At 63.1% G+C, this 19,662-nt stretch carries 21 protein-coding genes; 10 read left to right on the forward strand and 11 right to left on the reverse strand.

The features are described from left to right. Positions 1-621: hypothetical protein (locus IEV62_RS16635; RefSeq protein WP_229733306.1), on the forward strand; the 621-nt coding region annotated here is incomplete at its 5' end. A gap of 309 nt (positions 622-930) precedes the next feature. Here the strand turns inward: IEV62_RS16635 and IEV62_RS16640 are convergent. Genes IEV62_RS16640 through IEV62_RS16655 form a run of 4 tightly spaced genes read right to left on the reverse strand, consistent with a single transcriptional unit; the run spans position 931 to position 2,072 of the window. Continuing rightward, complete coding sequence (locus IEV62_RS16640; protein WP_188449492.1) at positions 931-1,221, reverse strand: type II toxin-antitoxin system RelE/ParE family toxin; 291 nt, start codon at positions 1,219-1,221, stop codon at positions 931-933. Continuing rightward, complete coding sequence (locus tag IEV62_RS16645; RefSeq protein ID WP_229733308.1) at positions 1,218-1,499, reverse strand: ribbon-helix-helix domain-containing protein; 282 nt, start codon at positions 1,497-1,499, stop codon at positions 1,218-1,220. The genes IEV62_RS16640 and IEV62_RS16645 overlap by 4 nt, the downstream gene beginning before the upstream one ends. A 28-nt stretch (positions 1,500-1,527) precedes the next feature. Continuing rightward, the gene (locus IEV62_RS16650) at positions 1,528-1,821 is read right to left on the reverse strand and encodes a type II toxin-antitoxin system RelE/ParE family toxin (RefSeq protein WP_188449494.1); all 294 of its coding nucleotides are present in this window, start codon (positions 1,819-1,821) and stop codon (positions 1,528-1,530) included. Beyond that, complete coding sequence (locus tag IEV62_RS16655) at positions 1,818-2,072, reverse strand: ribbon-helix-helix domain-containing protein (protein WP_188449496.1); 255 nt, start codon at positions 2,070-2,072, stop codon at positions 1,818-1,820. The genes IEV62_RS16650 and IEV62_RS16655 overlap by 4 nt, the downstream gene beginning before the upstream one ends. 99 nt (positions 2,073-2,171) lie before the next feature. Here IEV62_RS16655 and IEV62_RS16660 point away from each other — a divergent pair, with 99 nt between their 5' ends. Beyond that, entirely contained in the window at positions 2,172-3,056 is an 885-nt protein-coding gene (locus IEV62_RS16660; RefSeq protein WP_188449498.1) for a hypothetical protein, read from the forward strand. A 58-nt stretch (positions 3,057-3,114) separates the two neighbouring features. Here IEV62_RS16660 and ung read toward each other — a convergent pair whose 3' ends face one another. From ung to IEV62_RS18370, 3 genes are read right to left on the reverse strand one after another with little or no spacing between them, the layout of a single operon-like run. After that, positions 3,115-3,819, reverse strand: coding sequence for a uracil-DNA glycosylase (ung, locus tag IEV62_RS16665; RefSeq protein WP_188449499.1), 705 nt, complete (start codon positions 3,817-3,819; stop codon positions 3,115-3,117). A 12-nt stretch (positions 3,820-3,831) separates the two neighbouring features. Continuing rightward, on the reverse strand, positions 3,832-4,140 hold the full coding sequence (locus IEV62_RS16670; protein WP_188449501.1) for a zinc ribbon domain-containing protein YjdM: 309 nt from the start codon (positions 4,138-4,140) through the stop codon (positions 3,832-3,834). Positions 4,141-4,145: 5 nt separating this feature from the next. Next, the gene (locus tag IEV62_RS18370) at positions 4,146-4,274 is read right to left on the reverse strand and encodes a hypothetical protein (RefSeq protein WP_268234248.1); all 129 of its coding nucleotides are present in this window, start codon (positions 4,272-4,274) and stop codon (positions 4,146-4,148) included. 222 nt (positions 4,275-4,496) lie between these two features. Here IEV62_RS18370 and IEV62_RS16675 point away from each other — a divergent pair, with 222 nt between their 5' ends. Beyond that, on the forward strand, positions 4,497-5,018 hold the full coding sequence (locus IEV62_RS16675; protein ID WP_188449503.1) for a YciE/YciF ferroxidase family protein: 522 nt from the start codon (positions 4,497-4,499) through the stop codon (positions 5,016-5,018). Between the two features lie 10 nt (positions 5,019-5,028). Here IEV62_RS16675 and IEV62_RS16680 read toward each other — a convergent pair whose 3' ends face one another. The 3 genes from IEV62_RS16680 to IEV62_RS16690 form a co-directional block, all read right to left on the reverse strand. Then, positions 5,029-6,489 carry a S41 family peptidase gene (locus tag IEV62_RS16680; protein WP_188449505.1) on the reverse strand — a complete coding sequence of 487 codons (1,461 nt, stop codon included), beginning with the start codon at positions 6,487-6,489 and terminating at the stop codon, positions 5,029-5,031. 395 nt (positions 6,490-6,884) lie between these two features. Next, the gene (locus tag IEV62_RS16685) at positions 6,885-7,910 is read right to left on the reverse strand and encodes a GGDEF domain-containing protein (RefSeq protein ID WP_188449507.1); all 1,026 of its coding nucleotides are present in this window, start codon (positions 7,908-7,910) and stop codon (positions 6,885-6,887) included. Positions 7,911-8,037: 127 nt separating this feature from the next. Further along, positions 8,038-9,105 carry a phospholipase A gene (locus IEV62_RS16690; protein WP_188449509.1) on the reverse strand — a complete coding sequence of 356 codons (1,068 nt, stop codon included), beginning with the start codon at positions 9,103-9,105 and terminating at the stop codon, positions 8,038-8,040. Between the two features lie 108 nt (positions 9,106-9,213). Between IEV62_RS16690 and hisN the strand changes: the two genes are divergently transcribed. Together hisN and IEV62_RS16700 are read left to right on the forward strand one after the other, a co-directional pair. After that, positions 9,214-9,996, forward strand: coding sequence for a histidinol-phosphatase (hisN, locus tag IEV62_RS16695; protein ID WP_188449511.1), 783 nt, complete (start codon positions 9,214-9,216; stop codon positions 9,994-9,996). A gap of 86 nt (positions 9,997-10,082) precedes the next feature. Then, entirely contained in the window at positions 10,083-11,084 is a 1,002-nt protein-coding gene (locus IEV62_RS16700) for an NAD-dependent epimerase/dehydratase family protein (RefSeq protein WP_188449513.1), read from the forward strand. 133 nt (positions 11,085-11,217) lie between these two features. Here IEV62_RS16700 and galU read toward each other — a convergent pair whose 3' ends face one another. After that, entirely contained in the window at positions 11,218-12,087 is an 870-nt protein-coding gene (galU, locus tag IEV62_RS16705; RefSeq protein ID WP_188449515.1) for a UTP--glucose-1-phosphate uridylyltransferase GalU, read from the reverse strand. Positions 12,088-12,633: 546 nt separating this feature from the next. Between galU and IEV62_RS16710 the strand changes: the two genes are divergently transcribed. From IEV62_RS16710 to IEV62_RS16730, 5 genes are all read left to right on the forward strand, one after another. Beyond that, positions 12,634-13,566: an IS1595 family transposase gene (locus IEV62_RS16710; protein ID WP_188449517.1), complete on the forward strand. Its 933-nt coding sequence runs from the start codon at positions 12,634-12,636 to the stop codon at positions 13,564-13,566. Continuing rightward, the gene (gene dinD, locus IEV62_RS16715) at positions 13,563-14,885 is read left to right on the forward strand and encodes a DNA damage-inducible protein D (RefSeq protein WP_229733311.1); all 1,323 of its coding nucleotides are present in this window, start codon (positions 13,563-13,565) and stop codon (positions 14,883-14,885) included. The genes IEV62_RS16710 and dinD overlap by 4 nt, the downstream gene beginning before the upstream one ends. An 861-nt stretch (positions 14,886-15,746) precedes the next feature. Next, on the forward strand, positions 15,747-18,155 hold the full coding sequence (locus tag IEV62_RS16720; protein ID WP_188449519.1) for a phosphoketolase family protein: 2,409 nt from the start codon (positions 15,747-15,749) through the stop codon (positions 18,153-18,155). Further along, positions 18,143-19,261 (forward strand): acetate/propionate family kinase, encoded by a 1,119-nt coding sequence (locus IEV62_RS16725; protein ID WP_188449521.1) that lies wholly within the window; start codon positions 18,143-18,145, stop codon positions 19,259-19,261. The genes IEV62_RS16720 and IEV62_RS16725 overlap by 13 nt, the downstream gene beginning before the upstream one ends. A 121-nt stretch (positions 19,262-19,382) precedes the next feature. Then, positions 19,383-19,634, forward strand: coding sequence for a hypothetical protein (locus IEV62_RS16730; RefSeq protein WP_188449523.1), 252 nt, complete (start codon positions 19,383-19,385; stop codon positions 19,632-19,634). Positions 19,635-19,662: the final 28 nt, after the last annotated feature.

Below are 19,662 nucleotides of genomic sequence, written 5' to 3' on the forward strand. Positions count from 1 at the left end.
AGTTCGTCGTGCGATACACAGGTGCGGCAGGTTTGGGCATCACGCCCATCTATCCCACTCGATTCCCTACGTGAATCCCCAACGTCAGTTTTGCAACAAAGCCTACCGTTGGATGAAAAGCCGACAGCGGATCATTCGCTAGAATTTTTCATCGGAGGGTATAGTTCTAATTCTGACATAGCCGAGGTTTGGAAAATCGTGCTCAGAAATGGCGAGTGCTTCGCGCCAGAGCAGCAGTTTCCTGGAACAGAGTCGGCATTTGTGCTTTGGGCGGGGCAGCCTGAGGCTTTAAACAGATTAATACTGGGGTACAGCCAGCATCTGCCTGAGGCATTGTTACAGGGCGGGCTGGATGGTTCGCAGCTTGCACCTGTTATGCAAGCCGTTAGGGGCCTTACCGTTACGCCGCTAGCTACCGATCCGATGCCGACGGGCGACGCCATCGCTCTCGCCGATTTTCTCGTATCGACCACCAAACACTACGTTCACTTTCTGAAAGGTGCCGACACGGTGGGCGGGGAAACCGACATCGCAACCGTAACCCGCTATGAAGGGTTTAAGTGGATAAGGCGAAAGCATCACTATCCTCGCGAAATTAACCTGGAGACCGATCATGTCTGAAGATCGACCAAAATTTTCAGCCTCCACACTCCTGCCCGAGTTGCCCAGAGACGTGCCCGTACCTCAATACCGTTATCAACGGGACGAACGGGGCGGTAACCCCGGGGCATCGATTCCAGAAGATTTGAAGCAGAAGGCTGCAAGCCTGCTGGCGGGAATGCATTTGATGGGTTGCGCTGCCTCTGATTGATTAAGCGGTGCACGGCATCAATAATACTACCGGCACTGCGCCACCTGCAACGTCGGCGCGGTACCGGTCCCCGCCACTCCACACACCGACCGATGCTCGTGTCGGCTCCACCAACACCCCTACAAATGCAGTTCCACCGCCATCGCCTGATGCAGCACGCGCCGCACGACGGCACGATCCTTGAACACGTCGTAATACACTCTGTGACGACCGCAGCGTAGACTATGGATGGGTGGGCGAACGCTGTCGTGGAGCGCACCGCTCAGCGGATGCGCGCGGATCAAATGAAACGCCGCGTCGAAGCGCCTGAGATAGGCCTCGGCTGCCGCGAGTCCGAAATGCTCCACACCATAATCAAAGATACCGGCGAGATCGCCGCGCGATTCGACGCTGAACGTCAGCGGCGTCACGCCAGCGCGTGTCGCCGTTTGCCCTCGGCAATGATGTCCTCGATCGTCAGGTCGGTCTCGGGCGAAGCACGTCCGACGTCGATCGCCGCCTGCAACGCCGCGAGTTTCACGGCATAGTCCCGGTCCCGCCGCACCAGATCGCGGACATAATCACTGCCGCTGTCAAACCCGCCCTCGACGGCGCGCGCGTCGGTCCAGCGCTGGAGGTCATCGGAAAGCTGGACGTTGAGCTGCGCCATTCCCGAAATATACGATGCCGCTGCAAAATCGGCAAGCACCCGCCCCCCGCCTCACGCCCCCCCCCCCTCACCCCCCGCCCATCACCTCGGACACATCCCGCGCCCCGTGGACGATGCGGACGATCTCCACCGCGTCGGGCACGATCCGGTACAGGATGAGATAGGCACCGATCGTCACGCTGCGCGCATCCTCGCCGATCTCCGGTCGCGCCGGGCCGCTGCGCGGAAAGTCCGCCAGACGTGCCACGCCGCGCACGATCCGCTCGACCATACGCGTTGCGGCGGCGGGGTCGTCCAGCGCGATGTACAGCCAGATATCGTCGAGATCGCCGATCGCTTGCGGCGACCGGCGGACAATCATTCCGCCGCGCGCACTTCGTTCAACCGCGCCGCGCCGCGCGCTGCGATATCGTCGACGTCGAACGTGCCCGGAAGAGCCGGGCCGCTGTTAACCCCATCGCTCCACGCCTGCCGCAGCCGCGCCGTTGCGTCGGCGTCCGCGCGGTCGCGCCGCACCAGATCGCGGAAATAGTCGCTGGTGCTGCTATAACTGCCCTCGGCAACGCGCGCCTCGGCCCAGTTCTTGAGCACTTCCGGGATGGATACGATCATGTCTGCCATCCCCGAAATATATAACGAGCTGCCGATGCCGACAAGCGGCGCACGCGCGCGCTCTGTCCTACACGCCCAAAATATGTTCCATACTGCCAGATGGCAGACCGCAAGACTCGCAACCGCGCGCCCGCTCCGGCCCGGCACGCCCCCGCAACCCCCTCCGCATCCCTCCCCACACCTCAGTGGATCATCGAGGACGAGGATCCGCCCGAGCCGCCGCTCGACCTCACCACCTTCGATCCCGCCGAGTTCGAATGGCGCCCGGTGCCGCGCCGCCCGCGTGCCGATGGCTGGACGCCGGATGTGCAGCGCAGCTTCATCCAGGCGCTGGCCGATACCGGCCTCGTCGAACAGGCTGCGCGCGCGGTCAACATGTCGGTGCAAAGCGCCTACAAGCTGCGCAACGCCCCCGAAGGCGGCGGCTTTGCGCAAGCGTGGCGCGCTGCGCTTGCCGCCGCGGCGGGGCGCGTGCTCGATCTCGCCTTCACGCGCGCGATCGAGGGTGATGAAATCCCGCTGTTCGACCGCGACGGCTGTCGCATCGGCGCGCGCTGGAAGGTCGACAATCGCATGGCGATGTTCATCCTGCGCGCCTACATGCCCGAGCGCTTTCGCCATGCGCATCAGGATGTGATCCAGCCGGGCGAGCGCCCGGCCCCGGCGCTGCCCCCGGTCGAGGAGGCGATCGCTGCGCTCGCGCCGGTCACCCCGGCCGCGCCGCATTTGCTGACCGAGCCTGAGCGGATGGAGAACCTCATCCTTGGCGCGCGCGGCGTGGCCGAGGTGCTGGACCTCTATCCGCCCGACGACCGCGAGCCCTATCGTTTCCCGCGGCGCGAGGAGGATCACCCCAGGGCCACCGCCCGCGCCAGCGCCCGCCGCAAGCGCGATTTCGCGCGCCCGCTCGAACCCGGTGACGTCCGCATCACGGCGGACGGATCGATCGAACGCGGCGCGGGGGATGACGACGATCCGGGCTGACGCCGGGACGTTTTATCCCTAAACTTAGCCTAAACTTCCGCACCTTGTTACAACGATATCAAACACTTGATTTTGGCAGCGCCCAATCGATCGTCCCGCGACCATGCTGCGCCAGAAAGGCGTTGGCGCGTGAGAACGGGCGGCTCCCGAAGAACCCGGTCCGCGCCGACAGCGGCGAGGGGTGCGCCGAGCGCAGCACGAGGTGCCGCCCGCCCGGCGCGGCGCCGTCGATCAACGCCGCTTTCGCCTGCGCCTGCGCGCCCCACAGCAGGAAAACGGTCGGTTCCTCGCGCGCGGCCGCCAGCGCGATCACGGCATCGGTGAAGCGTTCCCACCCTTGCCCGCGGTGCGAAGCGGGGGCAGCTTCGCGCACGCTCAGCACGGCATTGAGCAGCAGCACCCCCTGCCGCGCCCAGGCGTCGAGCAAGCCGTGCGCGGCGCGCGGAATGCCGAGATCGGCCTCGAGCTCCTTGAAGATGTTGGTGAGGCTCGGCGGAATGCGCGTGCCGCGCTGGACCGAAAAGCTGAGCCCATGCGCCTGGCCAGCGCCGTGATACGGATCCTGCCCAAGGATGACGACACGCACCGCATCGCGCGCGGTCAGTTCGAGCGCGCGGAACCGGTCGGCCGCGAGCGGATAGACTCTGACGCCCGCCGCGGCCTCAGCGGCGAGAAAGCGGTCGAGCGCGCGCATGTCTGCGCTGTCCAACGCGGCCTGCAGGCCCGCGCGCCAGCTTGGATGCAGCGCCGCCGCCCGCTCCACGCCGCGCGCGCCTCAGCGTTTCCGAACGAATTCGGCGCGCAGCACGAGGCCCTTGATCCCGTCATAGCGGCAATCGATTTCCTGCGCATCACCAGTGAGGCGGATCGACTTGATCAGCGTTCCGCGTTTGAGCGTTTGCCCAGCGCCCTTGACGGTCAGATCCTTGATCAACGTCACCTGGTCGCCATCGGCCAGCACATTGCCGACCGAGTCGCGCACGATCACCGCATCGGTGTCGACCGCGCTGGCGGCACCGGCCTGGACCCACTCGCCGCTCACCTCGTCATAGACGAAGGCGTCCGCGTCGCCATTGTCGTCCACGTCGATCAACCCTTCAAATTGACCATCGCGACCGGCTGGCCTTTCGCGGTCGGGTTCGATGCATTCGCCTTGGGGGCCTTTTCGGCCTTGGGCTTGCGCGTTTCCTTGTTCGATTTCTTCTGGCTCTTGGCCATTTTGCGTCCTGACCGGGGCGGGAAGCCCCGGCCCTCCTTAGCGCCAAAGTGCTGCCGGACGCACATCAATTCGCTCGGGGCGCGCGGGCCGGGCACTTGATCTGTATTAGTATGATTGTGGCGTCCGCGCCTGCAACTCTTGCGTGGTCGGCCCGTTCATACCGCGCGCCGGACGTACCCCCGCGTCCGGCGTCCCACCCCGATCGACCGAGGAGCCAAGCCATGGGCCTGTTTACCAAAGACATCGTGACCTTCGAAGACCTGTTCCTGCATCAGCTGCAGGACGTCTATTATGCCGAAAACCAGATCACCAAGGCGTTGCCGACGATGATCGAAAAGGCGACCGACGCTGGCCTGAAGGCTGGTTTCCAGATGCATTTGAGCGAAACCGAAGGTCAGATCCGCCGTCTCGAGCAAGTGTTCGACCGGCTCGGCGAGCAGCCCAAGGGCGCGACCTGCCCGGCGATTCAGGGCATCATCAAGGAAGCCAATGAAGTCGCGGGCGACATTGCTGACAAGGCCGTACTCGATGCAGCCCTCATCGCCTCGGCGCAAGCGGTCGAACATTATGAAATCGCCCGTTACGGCACGTTGATCGCTTGGGCGAACCAGCTCGGCCGCACCGAAATCGCAGCGATCCTGCAGGAAACGCTCGACGAGGAATATGCGACCGACGACAAACTGACCGCGATGGCGACGGGCAAGCTCAACGCCCGCGCGGAAGACGCTGTCCCCGCGCAGTAAGCGCCCCGCGCTAGAACGACCCCGGCACCTCGCGTTGGACGGTGTCGGGGCGTTCGGGCGTCAGCAGTTCGAGCGGCCGCGCAGGCACCCGCACACTCAGTGCCTGCGCGCTTTGCGTTCCGCTCGCGGCGGTGATCGTCGTGCAACTGCGTCCCGCCAGATAGTCGAGCGCCGCGCGCGTTGAAGTCTCGAGCGGGCTGCCGAGCGGATGCGTCAAGTCGTCCCCGGCCTGACAGCTCGCCTCCACGATGCTGGCGAGGCCGTCATAATAGGCCCCTTGGCGATTGGCATTCTGCAGCGCGAAAGCGATGACGCGTAACCGGTCGTCACACGCCGAGCGATCGAGCGCGATTTGCCCGACCGGCTTGCCATAGGTGTTGGTGCCGATCAGCGCGGCATTGGCGTGCAAATAGGGAATCTGCGCTGCGATGACGAGCTCGCTCGCCGATGCGCTTCCGCCCGTCCCGATAAACGCGATCTTGGTCGGCGCGATCGATTGCGGTTGCGGCGCAAAGAATGCGGTGACGTTGTTGGACGCCTTTTCCGGCCGGAACGTCATGTAATCAATCACGTCAGAGGTCGAGCGATTGGCGCCGAGCAAATTCGTCATCAACTCGGCAATCGAAACCAAGCCTCCGCCATTGTAGCGTACATCGACGATCACGTTGGTGATGCCCGCCGCGCGGAACGACGCGAACGCGCTGCGCAACGCCGGGTCGGCGGTCGAGATGAAGGTGCGCAGGTTGATATACCCCACCTGCCGCCCGCCATCGGTGATGATCTGCGCGCCGTAGCGGCTGGACACCGGGGTGAGCGAATAGTCGCTCTTGCTGACCGTGACGTTGCGTGTCCCGCTCGCATCGGTGATCCGCAGCACCCGCGTCGTCCCCGCCGTGCTCGGCCCGAGCGCGTTGGTGACGCCATTGCCGCCCTCTGCCGCGATGATCGCATCGACGGTCCGCAAGTCGCTCGCGCTGGTGCCGATGGCGACGATCTCGGTCCCCCGATCGATCCCGGCGGAAAGCGCCGGGGCGCCCTCGAATGCCTCGGCGATGAAGACGCGTCGCCCGGTCGAATCGAGCGTTAGGCGGAAGCCAAACCCGGCGCTCGATCCGGAGGCATAAAACGCATCCTCCGACGCGATCGAGGTCAGATAGGTGAAGTATCGGTCCTTACGCTGCGCGCGCGCGGTCGCGGTGAGCGCATCGATATAATCGCTGACGGTGCTGTACGGCGTCGGATCGAGCGTGGCGGGCAAGGTATCCGGGAACAGATACCATTCGCGCAGTTGCGACAGCGCCCAGTCCTGCCGATCGCGCAGCGTGCAGCCAGCGGCAGTCGTGGTGGGGCTTGGCGTCGGCGTCGTGGCGGTCGGCGTTGTCCCCGATCCGCTGGTTGTGCCGCCACCGCTACACGATGCCAGGAGCGTGGCCAGCGCCACTAACGTCGTTGGAATACGCGATCTGGTCATTACCCACCTGCCTTGCCGCAAACTAGCGCGCGTCCAGCGGATTGCCAGTGATAAAAATCAACGTGCCGAGAGGGATAAGCGCGAAAATTTCCGGGGATTTCGGCACATGGCCGATCACACCATCGGCGCGAGCGTGACGACGCTGGAGAGCAAGGCGACACTGAGGACAAACGATGCAATGCTCGAAACGGCGATGCGGCTGAAAGATTCGAAACGGAGCATGATAGCGATTCCTTTGCGGTCGGGCGGATCGGACCATCCGTCCGCCGATGCCAAAAGGATTTGCATAGGACGTGCCAAATTCTTGCAGTACCGAAAACCGGCAGTTTTCCGTCGATCATCCGACGGAAACCCAGTGACGTGCGGTGAAATTCACCAACTATCGGGGTAAATTGCTACGCTGCGTAAACGCGGTTTCGCCCACCGTCCTTGGCCGCGTAGAGCAATTTATCGGCGCGCCCGAACACTGCCCCCAGCACTTCGCCCGGTTCGGCCTCGGTCACGCCCCCGGAGAAGGTTACCGCGCCCAGCGGCGCATCGGATTCGCGCAGCCGGTAGCGCTTGCCCGCAACCGACGTGCGCGCCGCCTCCAGCATGGTGCGCGCCTTTGGCAAGTCGAGACCGCCAAACAGGATGATGAATTCCTCGCCGCCATAGCGCCCGACGAAATGGTCGGGGCAGGCAGTGCTCAGCGCGTCAGCAATCGCCTTCAGCACGCGGTCGCCGACCGAATGGCCGAACTGATCGTTGACACGCTTGAAGCGGTCCACATCGCATACCGCCAGGCAGAGCGTGTCGCCCGACAAGCTGCGCTCCGCAAATGCTTCCTCGAACGCACGGCGATTGGGCAAGCCGGTCAACGGGTCGCGCCGCGCATCGCCGCGCGCCTCTTCGAGCTTTGCGCGAAGCTGGTCGGCCTCGCTCGTCGCCGCAGCCAGCCGAGCCTCGGCCGAGTGGACGCGCTTGAGCATAATCCCGGTCAGCAAAACGACATTGTCCGCACCGCCACCGTTGCGGATCGCATCGGCGCTGGCGGCGAGATCGCGTCCGAAATCCTCGGTTTCGGCGCGGACCCGGCGGACCATGTCGGTGAAACCCTCGACCTGCATTTGCGTCTGCGCCACCAGCGTGTCGGCCGGGGCCGGTGCGCAGAGTTCCTCCGGATTGGCGACGGCGAGCGCGCCGATCTGTCCGCCGAGCATCTGGATGTCGCGCGCTGTCAGACGAATGCCACCCTCGGTCAGCGTTGCCACCGATTGCGCGAGCGCGCCGTCCGGATTGCAGATAACGCGGTGCGCAAAGGCATAATGCGCCGGGTCCGGGCTGAGCCGATGCAGCGCCAGGAAGGCGCGGATGCGGTCGAAGAGGTGATCCGAACGCTCCTCCACCGCCACCAACCGTGCCTCCCGCATCGCGCCCATCGCTCCACTACGCCCCTCGGACTCGGTGTCGCGTCATAGCGAGACCGTCGATATAGGTCCGTATTAAGCCTAATCTGCTAAGAATCGATAACCGACCCCGTAACATATTCTTGTATAGACGGTTGCATCACCGGGTGAACGCAATGCCGAAACGAGCGTGGCTGGCGGTGCGGTTATAATCGATCAACGTTTCGCCATAGCCGGCAAAAAATTGGCCAAAAAGATACAGCTGCGGCAGCCGGTCGTCGATGCGGGGGAGCGGATAGGATAGAAACGCCTCGGCGCTGCCCTTGCCCGTCCCCGGGTTGCCGCGACCGGTCACCGCGACTTTCCACCCGTCCCGTTGACCGAGCGTTATGCCGAGCGACGTATAGCCCCAATAGCGATCGAGATCGCGCGCCAAGCCCTGATTGCCGAAATACCCCCATGCCTGGGGCTGCACGGATAATTTCCACGCGCGCCCCAAATCGAAGGTCTTGTTCGCCCGCAGAAAATACCGGTTCACGTCGACCGAATTGGTGACCCCGCCGCCGTTCGAATCGTGGTGATAGCCGCCGCCGATCGTCAGCGTGGGGCTGACCGGAACGTCCAAAAAGACCTCCGGACTGAAGATTTCGGTGCGGATCGGCCCAGACGGGCGATTGACGTCCCAAAAGATCGCCTGCGTGTAGGCAAAATCGAGCCGGGGTCCGTCGTCGCGGCCGAGGAGGCGGACATCGAAGCTAACCTGCAATTTCGCGCCCGAACTCTTCGCGCCGATCACGCCGTAGGTCGGCGCGAAGGGGTGGAGCCGGTCGAGGAACGCTGCCGATCCATCGCGCGAGCTGACCGCCACGGATTCACCGCCGCCAGAGGGCGCGCCGATTGCGGCGGTGGGCGCCGCAGCGGCCAGCGCGACCGGATAGGAGGCGGCGAGCCGGTAGCGCACACGCACAAAACCACCCGCAGGGATGGTTTGCGGTTCGTCTGGCGCCGCGACCAGCCGCAATTTGGTGCCGTCGCGCGCGATCGTCTCGATCTCATCGGGCCCGCGCGCAGGCTGCGCACCAGGCCCTTCATTGAGCAGATAGACCTCGACCCCGGCGCGCGCCACATCGGCCGAGGCTGGCGGATCGAGCAGCGGGCGCAGTTGCGCCATAGCGGGTGCGGCACCGAGCAATGCGGTTCCGGCGGCGATGATGGAAAGACTGCGCATGGATATCCCCGCTGCCACCCGACCGTGACAAACCCGCGTCACATCCCCCCGAGGGCATGGCCCCAGTCGGGGCTGGCGAAACTGTGCCAGCGCGCTTAGGCAAAGGCAATGCGCGTCACCGACACAGATCTTGCCCTCGCCGCCGCCCTTGCCGAGGCGGCAGGCGCTGCGATCCGACCCTTTTACCGCGCCGAATATGGGTTGGAGACCAAGGCAGACACCTCCCCCGTGACGCTGGCCGACCGTGCGGCAGAAGGCGCGATGCGCGCGCTGATCGAACGCGCGTTTCCCACCGATGCCATCATCGGGGAGGAATATGGCGTCAAGGAGGGCACCTCCGGACGCGCCTGGGTGCTGGATCCGATCGACGGGACGCGCGCCTTTATCTCCGGTCGCCCGATCTTCGGCACGCTGATCGGCCTGGTGATCGAAGGATGGCCGATGCTCGGCGTGATCGACCAGCCGATCCTGCAGGAACGCTGGGTGGGGGTGATGGGCCGCCCGACGCTGTTCAACGGCCGCCCCGCGCAGACGCGCCGCTGTCCCGATCTCGCCAAGGCGCTGCTGGCGACCACCTCGCCCGCATTATTCGACGATTCGCAACTTCACGCGTTCGAACATCTCGATGGCGCGGTGCTCAGCACCGTGCTCGGTGGCGATTGCTACAATTACGCCTGCGTCGCGAGCGGATGGCTCGATGTGGTGGTCGAGGCGGGGCTGAAGCTCCACGATTTTGCCGCGCTCGTGCCTGTGGTCGAAGGCGCTGGCGGTCGCATGTGCGATTGGCAGGGCGACCCGCTCACGGCGGATTCGGCAGGGAAAGTGGTTGCGGCGGGCGATCCGGCGCGGATCGAAGAAATTCTCGAGGCGCTCGCCTGTCGGGGCCATTGATGCGGATCGCTTCGAGCAACGCGATCGCGCAGTTCGTGAGGAGACTCGCGTGGGCCGCGTACGCTCGGCCAAGCATTGGAGGGTAAATGACGCTTCTGGTAACCGGGGCCGCTGGGTTCATCGGATCGTATATCAGCAAAGTGCTGCTCGCCCGTGGTGAGGCGGTGATCGGGATCGACAATCTCGATCCCTATTATGCAGTGCAACTGAAACGCGATCGGCTGGCAGATATCGCCGCTGCGCCAGGGGGCAGTGCCTTCCGCTTTCATGCAATCGACTTTGCCGACGAAACCGCGCTCGATGCGGCATTGGCCGGGACGACGATCGATCGGATCGTCCATGTCGGCGCACAGGCCGGCGTGCGCTATTCGCTGCAGAACCCGCGCGCGTATGTGCGTTCCAACCTCGCCGGGCATCTCAACATGCTCGAGCTGGCGCGCGCGCGGGATGTGCGGCACATGGTCTATGCCTCCTCCTCTTCGGTCTATGGCGCGACCACGTCGCTGCCGTTCCGGGTCGAGGATCGGACCGATCAGCCGATCTCGCTCTACGCCGCGACCAAGCGCGCCGACGAGTTGATGAGCGAGACCTATGCGCATCTGTTTCGCATCCCGCAGACGGGGCTGCGCTTTTTCACGGTCTATGGCCCGTGGGGGCGCCCCGACATGGCGGTGTGGCTGTTCACCGACGCGATTCTGCGTGGCAAGCCGATCACGGTGTTCAATCAGGGCAAGATGCAGCGCGACTTCACCTATATCGACGATATCGTCGCGGGGGTGATCGCCGCGCTCGACAATCCGCCGCCCGATGATGGTTTGGAAAAGGCCGGCGGCAGCGTCTCGCCGCACCGGCTTTACAATATCGGCAACAACCAGTCGGAAGAGCTCGACCATCTGATCGCGACGATCGAGCAAGCATGCGGGCGCACCGCCGTGCGCGATTATCAACCGCTTCAGCCGGGCGACGTGCTTGCCACCTATGCCGACATTTCGGCAATCAGCCGCGACCTAGGCTTTGCGCCGACGACGCCGATCGAAATCGGTATCCCGGCCTATGTCGACTGGTACCGCGGCTATTCGGGATTGTGAGCAGATTGGTGAGCCGCGAGCCGATTTAGGTGACAGGACGCGCCTTCGGATCGCTTTGCTCAAACACTTGCGTGGCGTCGGGCGCGGTCCGCCGAGATCCGAGGAGCGCCGCTATCCGCTTGGATTGTTTTTCTTATTTCAGCAGATCAACCGCGAACGCCCGCACCGAATCGCCGATATCCGCGCGCCCGATCGCGATCGCCAGGTTGGCGGTGACGTAACCCGCTTTGTCACCGCAATCATAACGCTGCCCATCGAACGTGAGGCCGTGGAACGGCTGATCGCCGATCATCCGCGCCATCGCGTCGGTCAGCTGGATCTCACCGCCCGCGCCCTTGCCCTGCGTTTCAAGCACGCGCATCACCTCGGGCTGGAGGATGTAGCGCCCGATGACCGACAGGTTGGACGGCGCAGTGCCCTTCGCCGGTTTCTCGACCAGACCTTTGACTTGCGTCAGCGCGCCGTCGCGCCGGCCCGGTGTGATGACCCCATACATATGCGTCTGATCCTCGGGCACTTCCTGCGCGCAGATCATGTTGCCACCGACCTGCATATAAGCGTCGACCATCTGTTTGAGGCAGCCGGGTTTGCCGACCATGAAGTCGTCGGCGAGCAAGACCGCGAACGGCTCGTCCCCGACGATATCGCGCGCACACCACACCGCATGGCCGAGGCCCATCGGCTCCTGCTGCCGCACATAAGCGACAGCACCGGGGGCAAGCCGCGTGGCGTCGAGCACCTCCAGCGACTTGCCGCGCCCACGCATCGTCGCTTCGAGCTCATAAGCGATATCGAAATGGTCCTCGATCGCCGATTTGCCGCGACCGGTGACGAAGATCATCTGTTCGATCCCCGCCTCCAGCGCCTCGTCGACCGCATATTGGATCAGCGGGCGATCCACCACCGGCAGCATTTCCTTGGGCATTGCCTTGGTCGCCGGCAGAAAGCGCGTGCCGAGGCCGCCAACGGGAAAAACGGCCTTGCGCAGCGGTTTGATCGGCATACGGATCCACTCTTTCTATGGCAGCGACCGTCGCGATACCGCACAGCACCAGGATTGCAAAGCCGGTTGCCGGTTCAACATCGCAGCCCATGACGCAACGCAACGTATCATCCGCTGTTGCCCTGCTCCCCGTTTCCCGAACGGTTTGATGGGAATCGTCCAGCGCAGAATCAACGCCGCTGAACCGAGACCGGTCGTCCGGCCCGCGTCCTCAGCCGGGCAGATATCCGCCGGCTACCTTGCCCCACGCGGCGCCAAGCACGGCAAGACTGATGACGATATACCACCATCGCGGTATTGGTCGGCGTGGCTCTCGGTCGCGCGAGGATGGTGTTTCCGCCATGCGACGAAATAGTGCCATCGAGGCGCATTGTCCAATGTCTCGGCCGGCCCCATCGTTGCGTTCGATCTCGCGAACTGGCTGCGGCCCGGTACGATCGCGGACGGACCCGCCACTGGCCTCCAGCACCCAACGCTATCGTCAGTCTTTGAAAAGGGGCCTATATACATGTTTGACCCAATCTGATTTGAATGTCAGAAGGGGGTATGGAAAAGATTGCCCCCAAGAAACAGCAGTTCGATACGCTGATGCAGATGATGTCGGCTTTTCCTGATGAGCAGGCGGCTATTGAGCATTTCACCGCGATCCGTTGGAAAAACGGCGCATTCTGCCCCACGTGCGGCAGCACCAAGGTCTACCACTTTTCGGACAAGCGCACGCATAAGTGCGGCGATTGCCGGAAGCGCTTCTCGATCAAAGTCGGCACGATCTTTGAGGACAGCAAGATTGGTCTGCGCCAGTGGATGATGGCGATCTGGCTGATCACTTCGCACAAAAAGGGCATCGCCAGCACCCAACTCGCCAAGGACATCGGCGTTACTCAGAAGACCGCATGGTTCATGCTGCACCGCCTTCGCTATGCCGCGCAGACGAAGTCGTTCAACCGTCCGCTTGAAGGTGAAGTTGAAGCGGATGAGACGTTCATCGGCGGCAAGGAAAAGAATAAGCACGCGTGGCAGCGCACCGGTGGCAAGCAGGGCGGCGCAGGCAAGGTTGTTGTCATGGGCATCCTAGAGCGCGGCGGCGAGCTTGTCACGGGCACGATGCGCAATCTGCGCGCCGTCAACGTGCAGGGCGCAATCGCTAGCGTGGTCGCTCCCGGCGCTAATATTATGACCGACGAGCATGTTGGCTTCGTTGGCCTTCAAGGCCGCTACAATCACCACACGGTGAACCATAGCGCCGGGCAGTATGTGAAGGATTATTACAATCACACGAACGGCATTGAGAGCGTGTGGGCGCTCTTCAAGCGCCAGATCATCGGCACCCACCATTACCTCTCGCCGAAGCACCTGAGCCGTTATCTCGGCGAGATGACGTGGCGCTTCAATCTCCGCAGCATCGGCGAGGGGGATCGGGTAAACACCTTGCTTGAACAGACCTCCGGTCGTCTGACCTACAAGGACCTGATCGCATGAACGCTCCCAAAGATGATCCCGTGAAATTCGATTTTGACTTTGATGAGGCCATGCAGCGGGTCGCGCAGACCAATCCCGACGAGGTTACGGCGCTTGCGACAAGCAACCTATCGGACGACACGATAGACACGCTTTTGGACGCCTTTGAAGCTGCCGCTCGCAAGACTGAGGATGGGCACGAGTTTTGGACATCCCGCGACCTCTCGCGGCTTCTGGGATATTCGGACTATCGAAACTTCCTGACGATCGTCGAGAAGGCCAAAGCCGCGTGCCGAACGATGCGGCTCGACCCTCAGGATCATTTTGTTGACGTCACCGACATGATCGAGATCGGGAAAGGCGGTCGCCGAGAGGTCGATAACATCCACCTTGACCGCTATGCTTGTTATCTGATCGCGCAGAACGGTGACCCCCGGAAGCGCCAGATCGGTTTCGCGCAAAACTATTTCGCTATCCAGGCACGTCGTCAGGAGCTGGCGGACCAGCACGGCGTCGATTTTGACACCCTCTCGGAGAATCAGAAGCGGCTCTATCTGCGGAACCAAGTGGTAGCGGAAAACAAGCGGCTCATGAGCGCGGGAAAGGCCTCAGGCGTCCACTCAGGCGCGGACTTCGGCAAGTTCAATAACAGGGGCTATCAGGGCCTTTACGGCGGGCGCGGGAAGGAAGAGATTCAGCAGTATAAAGGCCTGCCTACCAAGGCCAACATTCTGGATCACATGGGAAGCACGGAGCTGGCCGCGAACCTGTTCCGCATCACCCAAACTGAGGAGAAGCTGCGGAGCCGGAATATCCAAGGCAAGGAGGCCGCCTGCGACGCGCACTATGAAGTAGGCGTGAAGGTACGGCAGACAATGCGCGACCTCAGCGGCATCATGCCGGAAGATTTGCCCGTTGCTGACGACGTGAAGCGGATCGCGCGCGAAGAGCGTAAGCAGCAACGTATGCGCGCCATCCCTGCGCAGAAGCGCATTGAGGAACCATTGGCGGGACCGAAGGCGACCGATCCAGTGGAAATCGACCTTCGCGCCGACCTCTGGAAATACGCGCTTCTGATTATGTCAGTGCGCCCAGAAAGCGAGATCAGCACCGCTGACCTCATCGCGGAATTGCCAAGCTACGTGCATCTCTCCGATGAGCACGCCGCCGCCAATGCGAGCCGGACGGATTCGAAATTTTCACAGATCGTGCGCAACCTCAAATCTCATAAGAACACAAAATCGAATTTCATCTATCAGGGCTTCGCGCGGGACGTTCCCGGCGGCTTTAAGATTACCCGCAAAGGGCTCGATTTTGTCCGCGAATATTTCAAAAACTAGGAGGCTGGAGTGGTCGTGGAGCTAAGCAAGGCTGATTACCGGCTCATCGTGAACGCACGGATATACGGCGGCATCTTTTGGGCTGTCATATCGCTTGGGGTAGCGTGGATGCTGAGTTGGTGGCTTGCGCCACAGGTGTCGGACATTTTGCAGATGGCCTTGTCTCTTCCGACCGTGGCCTATTTCGTAATCTACTTTGCGGGCTTGCTACGCCGTCGCCGCCCGACGAGGGAGCCGGGGACGTTTTAGGTCACACACGTATATAGGACCCATTTTATGCATATCGTCCTCCATCAAACTCAGAACTGCTTAAACAATGTGGCTTGAACAATGACTGAGCGAACCGTGCAGCAACGGTTCAGTTCGAAATGGCCGGACGAGGGACCGAAGCACACGACTGATGACCCGAAGAGATGGACGGGCGAGTCACGCTCCAACGCGCTGAGGTCGCCATCACGATCCATGCCGTCCTCAAACACCGCAGTATAGGCTGAACCTTGCTAGACCGTGTCACTGCTTCGCGAGGTCGAGCGGTAACAAGACACTTGAATCGATGGAGGGCCGCGATAATCACCAGGTAATCGAACTGGAGCGTGAGATAGGCTTCACCATTTACGCGTGTCCGGGAGATCCGATGACGGTCGTGGTCAGGACGACCCTCGAACCGGTCGATACAGCCTCCTTACAACGGAGAGGGCCGGACAACTGCCGACCCCGTCCGACCCCGCACTTCCTTCCCGGGGTATGGCTGCGTATTTTCCGAGGGTCATCGGGGGCAAGGTCAGGGCGTAGGCAGGCAAACGCCCAAAGGCTGGGTGCGATACGCCGCACGCGCCGGACTCATCAGCAAGGAATACCGACATGGCGGCAAGCGCGCTGGACACCATCGAACGCGACATCGCAGACCCCATCGGCGCAGTCGGCCCGCTGTCACCGGACATGCTCCGGCGTATGCACGGCTACTGGCGCGCGGCGAACTATCTCTCGGTCGGCCAGATCTATCTGCGCGAGAACCCGCTGCTTGAGCTGCCGCTCACGATGGACCACATCAAGCCGCGGCTGCTGGGTCATTGGGGAACGACGCCGGGGCTCAACATGCTCTACGTGCACCTCAACCGCCTGATCGTTGAGAATGATCTCAACATGATCAACGTGATTGGACCAGGGCATGGCGGCCCCGGCCTAATTGCTAACACCTATCTCGAAGGCTCCTACACAGAACATTATCCAGCAATCGAACGCAGCCGGAACGGTATGCACCGTCTGTTTCGGCAATTCTCCTGGCCGGGCGGCATCCCAAGTCACGTCGCGCCGGAAACGCCGGGATCGATCCACGAAGGCGGCGAGCTCGGCTATTCTCTGGCGCACGCTTACGGCGCCGCGTTCGACAATCCCGACCTGATCGTCACCTGCGTGGTCGGTGACGGCGAGGCCGAGACCGGCGCGCTGGCGACCAGCTGGCATTCCAACAAGTTCCTGAACCCGGCGCGCGACGGCGCCGTGCTGCCGATCCTGCACCTGAACGGCTTCAAGATCGCCAATCCCACTGTGCTGGCGCGGATCGGCCGCGACGAGCTGACCGATCTCCTGCGTGGCTTTGGCCACGAGCCCTGGTTCGTGGAAGGCGACGACCCCGCCGAAGTCCATCAGCAACTTGCAGGGGCGCTCGATGCGGTGCTGGCCCGGATACAGGACATTCAGGCAAAGGCACGCTCAGGCAAGGGCCCGATCGAGCGCCCGCGCTGGCCGATGATCGTCTTCGCGACACCCAAGGGCTGGACCGGGCCCAGAGTCGTCGACGGCTTACCGGTCGAAGGGACCTGGCGCGCGCATCAGGTGCCGATCGCAAGCTTCGACAATCCCGATCATCTGCGCCAGCTTGAGGAATGGATGCGCAGCTACGATCCGGCCGGGCTGTTCGACGAGGACGGCAAGTTTCGCGATGACTATGCCTCGCTGGCGCCGACCGGCCACCGCCGCATGGGATCGAACCCGCACGCCAATGGCGGCGCGTTGCTTCGGCCTCTGTCGCTCCCGGATTTCCGTGCCCATGCCGTGCCCGTACCCGAAGCCGGTCAGACCAGGGCTGAGGCGACCCGCGTCCTGGGCGGATATCTGCGTGACGTGATGGGGCTCAATCTCTACGCCGGGAACTTCCGGCTGTTCGGGCCGGACGAGACCGCGTCCAATCGCCTCGAATCGGTATATGAAGTGTCCGGCAAGGTCTGGATGGCGGAGATCGACCCGGTCGATGTAGATCTGAGCCAGGATGGCCGGGTGATGGAGGTGCTGAGCGAGCATCTCTGCCAAGGCTGGCTGGAGGCCTATCTGCTGACCGGCCGTCACGGCCTGTTTTCCTGTTACGAAGCGTTCGTCCACATCATCGATTCGATGGTCAATCAGCATGCCAAGTGGCTGAAGGTGACCAAGGCGATCCCGTGGCGCAAGCCAATCGCGTCGCTCAACTATCTGATCACCTCCCATGTCTGGCGGCAGGACCACAATGGCCTGTCGCACCAGGATCCGGGCTTCATCGACCATATCGCCAACAAAACCGCCGACGTGGCGCGCATCTATCTGCCGCCCGACGCCAACTGCCTGTTGTCGGTGGCCGATCATTGCCTGCGGAGCCGCGGTTATGTGAACCTGATCGTCGCCGGCAAGCAGCCGGAATGGCAATGGCTGGGTATCGATGCGGCCGTGCGCCACTGCACCGCAGGGGCGGGTATCTGGGAATGGGCCAGCGATGACGGCGAACCCGATATTGTCATGGCGTGCGCCGGCGACGTACCGACGCTCGAGACGCTTGCAGCCGTGACGCTGCTGCGTGACTATGTGCCGGATATCCGGATTCGTGTCGTCAACGTCGTTGATCTGATGGGGCTGCAGCCCCAGTCCGAGCATCCCCACGGCCTCGACGATCGGGCGTTTGATGCGCTCTTTACCACCGACAAGCCCGTGATCTTCGCGTTCCACGGCTTCCCGGCGATGATCCACAAGCTGACCTATCGCCGCACCAACCACCACAACATCCATGTGCGCGGCTTCAAGGGCGAAGGGACCACGACCACGCCGTTCGACATGGTCGTGCTGAACGACCTCGACCGCTACCGGCTCGCGTTGGACGCGATCGGACGGATTCCGCGCCTGAGCGCCCAGGTCCCCGCCGCCACGGCGCGCTACTGGGCGGCGATCGAGCGGCACAAGCTCCACATTGCCGAGCACGGCGACGATCTGCCGGAGGTTCGCGACTGGCGATGGAGCCGGTGACGCAGGCACGGGACGGGAACATCGTCCTTGCGCTCAACAGCGGCTCGTCGTCGCTAAAGTTCGGGCTCTACGATGTCAGCGGGACCAGGGCTGCCGAGCTGTTCGCAGGCTCCATGGAGGCGACGCATTCCCAGGCCCAGTTGTTCGACCGGATCGAAGCCTCGCTGGCGGAGGCGGATATGCCGGCTCCCACCGCGATCGGGCACCGCGTCGTCCATGGCGGCCCGAAGCTTAGGCGGCACAGCCGGATCGACGGGGAGGTGATCGCGCAGCTGGAAGATGCGGTTGCCTTTGCCCCGCTCCACGGTCCGGCGTCGCTAGCGCTCATCCACCTCGCAGAGACCCATTACCCGATGCTGCCGCAGGTCGTATGTTTTGATACCGTCTTCCATGCGACACTGCCGGAGATCGCTTACGTCCTGCCGATCCCCCGCTCGCTCTCCTGCGAAGGTGTTCGCCGCTATGGTTTTCACGGGCTTTCCTGCGCATCGATCGTTCGCCAGCTCGGAAGCGATCTGCCCGAACGCCTGATCATCGCGCATCTCGGCAACGGCGCCAGTGTGACAGCGGTAAAGGCAGGTCTTTCCGTGGAAACCAGCATGGGCCTCACCCCGACCGGCGGGGTCGTCATGGGCAGCCGCACTGGCGATCTTGACCCAGGCGTGCTGCTCTACCTGCTGCGCGAGAAAGGGCTGGACGGAGCGGCGCTCGAGGCGCTCGTCGACCAGCAATCCGGCCTTCTCGGCATTTCCGGGATCTCCAGCGACATGCGAGCGCTGCATCTGGCGGCGACGGAAAATGCGGACGCCCGTCTGGCGATCGACCTGTTCTGCTACTCGGTGCGCAAGCAGATCGGCGCGATGGCCGCAGCGCTTGGGGGTATCGACATGCTCGTCTTCACCGGCGGGATCGGCGAGAATGACGAGATGATCCGCAGCTCGATCAGCCGGGACCTGCGCTGGGTAGGGGCCTTCGCGATTCGGGTCATCGCCTCCCAAGAGGACGAGCAGATTGCACGGGAATCCGACAGGGTTCTCGCAGACATCGGTAGGGGGAAACCTTGCGCGTCCCCGGCGATGCCCCTTGCTATCACCCGTAGCGAATAGGTGTTTCCCGAGGCCTGACCCATGTCGGTCGCGACCCTAGAACTTAGCCATCACGAGGCCCGAACCGGCACGACGTGACGGGAAGACCTCAGTGCTTCCGCCGCCAAAATGGGGAATCATCATGTTCACGGACAACGACGAAGCCGCCTATCTCCAGCAGCGGATCGATATATCGCTCGGCATGGCAAGGGCAGCGACAGGCGATTGCGCGCGGATGGTCCATGAAGCGCTCGCGGCACGCTATGGTCGCAGGCTGGCGGCGCTCAGACGTGTATCGCAACAGCACCAGTCTCCGGTCTCTCCCGGGGCTCCGGTCAAGGTCATCGCGCTTCATGCGACGGCCCGCGCTCCTCGTCTGCCGATCGGGGCCTGAAGCCTGGACACCGGGTTCGGCAGCAATC

The organism is Sphingomonas psychrolutea (assembly GCF_014636175.1).
Lineage (GTDB): Bacteria > Pseudomonadota > Alphaproteobacteria > Sphingomonadales > Sphingomonadaceae > Sphingomonas > Sphingomonas psychrolutea.